We start from the raw sequence: 3,106 nt of genomic DNA, 5'->3' as shown, positions 1-3,106 counted from the left end.
GCACGGATGTACGCCTTGCCAAAGCCTGTGGACGACCGATAGTTGACGGACAGGACTGCGTAGCCGCGGTTGGCTAACCACTGGTGATACGGGTTGTAGCCCCAACGATCCCGCTCCCGTGGGCCGCCGTGAACGAAGAGCACGAGCGGCACCGGCTGGGAGCTGGCCAGCGGATGGTTTGGTCGATCGACATGCACGGGCAGGGTGAGATAGCTCACCATGTCCAAGCCGTCACGCGACGTGATCTTCGTGCTCTGCATCCGCGCAAGTGGTGCGTCGACCAGCGAAGGGACTGCGTCGTAGAGCTTGGTCAGCTTTGCTCGAGCGCGCTCATAGAGGTAGTACGTCGCAGGGTTCATGTCGCGGGCGGCGCGCACGACCCACACGGTCTCGTCCAAGGTCTGCGTAGTCAAGCCCCATTCGCCAAGTCCCTGGGCATCAAGGTAGGCCAGGTCGTTCTGAAGGCTTGCGTCGAGCACGTGAACCTCGCGACGCTCGATGGTCGCGATCCAGGCCAGGGGGGCGTGGCTGCGAGGATGTGCCCAGATGCCGTTGATGTCTCCCTGCGGATGCTGCGCGATCAGGCGTGGTGTCGCAGCTTCCTGACGCAGGTCGATGCTGACCAGCGCGGCGGTGTCGCGACCGCTGCTGTCGAGCATGTAGAGCGTGTGCCCGTCGGCATTCAATCCGACCGGGTGCGAGTTGGCGGCGTCCTCGGCGGCGGTCTCCAGATACGCAACCCAGTCGTCTCCCGCTGGCTTGAGCAGCGTGCGGCCGCCGTCCGGCTTGGGCGCGATGGCCAGCTTGACCTGGTAGTCGTCATCCGTCACGAAACCGTAGAAGCGCGGGTTCTCGCGGACCAGCGTTAACTCGCCGGAGCCGAGCTCGACCACGTAGAGGTCGGCGAATCGAGGATCTCGCTTGTTCAGCGTGACAAGCACCTTGCCCGGGTGCTTGAGGCTCAATGCCTGCACCGACGCGCGTACACCTGGAAACGGCGTCAAGTCCCGCGCTTCGCCGCCAGCCGCAGCGACCGCGAACACGTGGTCGTTCTCGTCGCCATTGGCGTCCTGCAGGTACAGCAGGTGAGTGCCGTCGTGGGACCAGCTGAAGTTGTAGATGCCTCGGGCACGGTCCCTGGTGATGCACCTGGCGGAGTTGAACGAGGCAGCGGCGTCCTGGCCGCGTTCCGTGACCCAGAGGTTCATCACCCCATCCTGTGGGGCGACGAAGGCGATCCATGTGCCGCAGGGACTGACCTGGCAGCCACCGCGTTCGGGGTTGCCGAACAGAACGGCGCGGGTGAGCAGCGAAGTATCTTTGAGTTGCATGCTGGGATCACGCCTCTGAGATGAACGTGACCAGCTGATCGAGCAGCTTCTTGACGCGAGGCGTCGTGGCAGGGAAGGCACGCAGCTGCGCTTGCCGGTAATTGGCGTAGCCCTCCGGATCCACGCTGTTGAGCATCATGGCTCGCTTGATGTCAGGATTTGCATCGAGCATTGCCTGCATCTCCTCCTGGCCGCCCTTGCCCTCCTTCTCCAGGCGGTCGCTGAGAAGAAAGCCCTTCAACGACAGCTCGGAGTTCATCCGGTCCACCTCATCGAAGTGGGGTCGACGCGTGAAGGCCAGCCAGTTGCCGCACAGGAAGCCATAGGGCTGGCCAAACTCGGCGACCATGTCGCGTACTGGCCAGGCGAAGGTCTCGATGAAGTAGGCGAGGGGGTAGGTCCAGGCGGCGTCGTACCCGGCGTTTGCGGCGACAGCCTCCGCGCGGATTGCGCGCCATACCTTGGGGTCCGTCTTCTCGCCCGCCAGCTCGGCTTTCCAGTTGGCCAGGATCCTCTCGCCCGCCGAGCGCATCGCGGACGAGATGTATTCCTTGAGGTCGAACTCCGAGCCGAGGACGAACTCCAGGAAGTAGGTCATGTACTTGGGCATGACGCCAGAGAGGTCGGCGCCAGGTCGAACGCTTTCGTACCAGCCTGCTGCATAGCGGCGCGTCTCCTCATCGCTGCGGAACTCCAGACCGAAAGGAGCGTCCTTGCTCGGCAGAGAAACCGTGTTCAGCGCGACCGTGGACTCGACGATCTGGGCCAGCTCGATAGGAATGCCCGTCTTCTTGATGAACTCTTCACGGTCTTCGGTTTGGGCCAGGGCCCCGTTGAACGAGTACAGCGATTTCTCGTCGTCCCAATGAAGGACGCCCATGACCAGCAGCTTGCCGTCCGCATCCATCGAGCGGACGCGCCCGATCATTTCGGCCTTGAGAGATGCATCACCATGAAAGGCTTCGAGAGACATATGTGTTTCGCGTTGAGAATTGTTGGGGAATCAGGAGAGGAGGCCGTCAAGCTCCAGCGTCAGCCGCGTGCGGCTGCGCTCCTTGACCGGCGTGACGCTCTTGCCACCGTCCTTGACCAGGAACAGCGCCGGGATTCCGCGCACGTTGAAGCGGTTCTTCAGCGCCTCGTTCTCGTCAACATTGACCTTGACGATCTTGAGGCTGCCCTCGTATGCCGGCGTCAGGGCCTCCATGACGGGCATCAGCGCCATGCACGGGCCACACCACGGCGCCCAGAAGTCCACCAGGACCGGGACGCCGCTTGCTTCTACTTCCTGGGCAAAGGTGGCATCAGTAACTGCAGTGATCTGATCGCTCATGCGAGTCCTTCCAAAGTTCGGTGATCGGTGGCGTCAGCTGGACAGCGAGGCCGCGGGTTGCGCAAGCTCTGACTGCACCGCCGGTTGACCGGGGTGAAGCTCCAGCACGCGGTTGTGGAACTGGTCCAACGTCGTGGTGTGCGCCACGCTGATCACCGTGGTGCGCGGAAGCCGTTCCGCGAGGAGTTCGTACAGCGCCGTCGCGGTTGGCGAATCGAGGGCGCTGGTCGATTCGTCGAGGAAGAGGAAGTCGGGCCGAGCCAGAATGGCTCGTGCAAACGCCAGGCGCTGCTGCTCTCCACCGGAGAGGCGCTGGGGCCACCGCGCACTTTCTTGCAGCTGCTCGACGAATTGGGGCAGCTTGCAGTCCCGCAGCGCCTGCCTGCATGCTTCGTCGTCGAAGCTGTCAGCGGGCTCCGGATAGCACAGGGCCTCCTTGAGG

3 protein-coding genes and 1 pseudogene are annotated in these 3,106 nt (G+C 63.4%); all 4 read right to left on the bottom strand.

The genetic code is table 11. The features are described 5' to 3' along the window. Positions 1-1,331, bottom strand: a 1,331-nt coding sequence (locus ACXJKR_RS28410) for a S9 family peptidase (RefSeq protein ID WP_457325680.1), incomplete at its 3' end; no start/stop codon positions are given. 7 nt (positions 1,332-1,338) lie between these two features. Beyond that, positions 1,339-2,304, bottom strand: a complete 966-nt coding sequence (locus ACXJKR_RS28405) for a hypothetical protein (RefSeq protein WP_457325679.1) — start codon at positions 2,302-2,304, stop codon at positions 1,339-1,341. A gap of 30 nt (positions 2,305-2,334) precedes the next feature. Next, positions 2,335-2,667: pseudogene (locus ACXJKR_RS28400) on the bottom strand (thioredoxin family protein); the annotation flags it as partial. Positions 2,668-2,697: 30 nt separating this feature from the next. Further along, positions 2,698-3,106 (bottom strand): ATP-binding cassette domain-containing protein (locus ACXJKR_RS28395; RefSeq protein ID WP_457325678.1); only part of this gene is annotated, 409 nt, incomplete at its 5' end.

It is taken from the genome of Roseateles sp. P5_E11 (assembly GCF_054049355.1).
The sequence above is the reverse complement of the archived record's forward strand: the minus strand, read 5'-3'. Positions and strand labels throughout refer to the sequence as shown.

What these genes read in the sequence shown, in the direction of transcription:
- ACXJKR_RS28405 (WP_457325679.1), bottom strand. Translation starts at nt 2,304, where the DNA reads ATGTCTCTCGAAGCCTTTCATGGTGATGCATCTCTCAAGGCCGAAATG.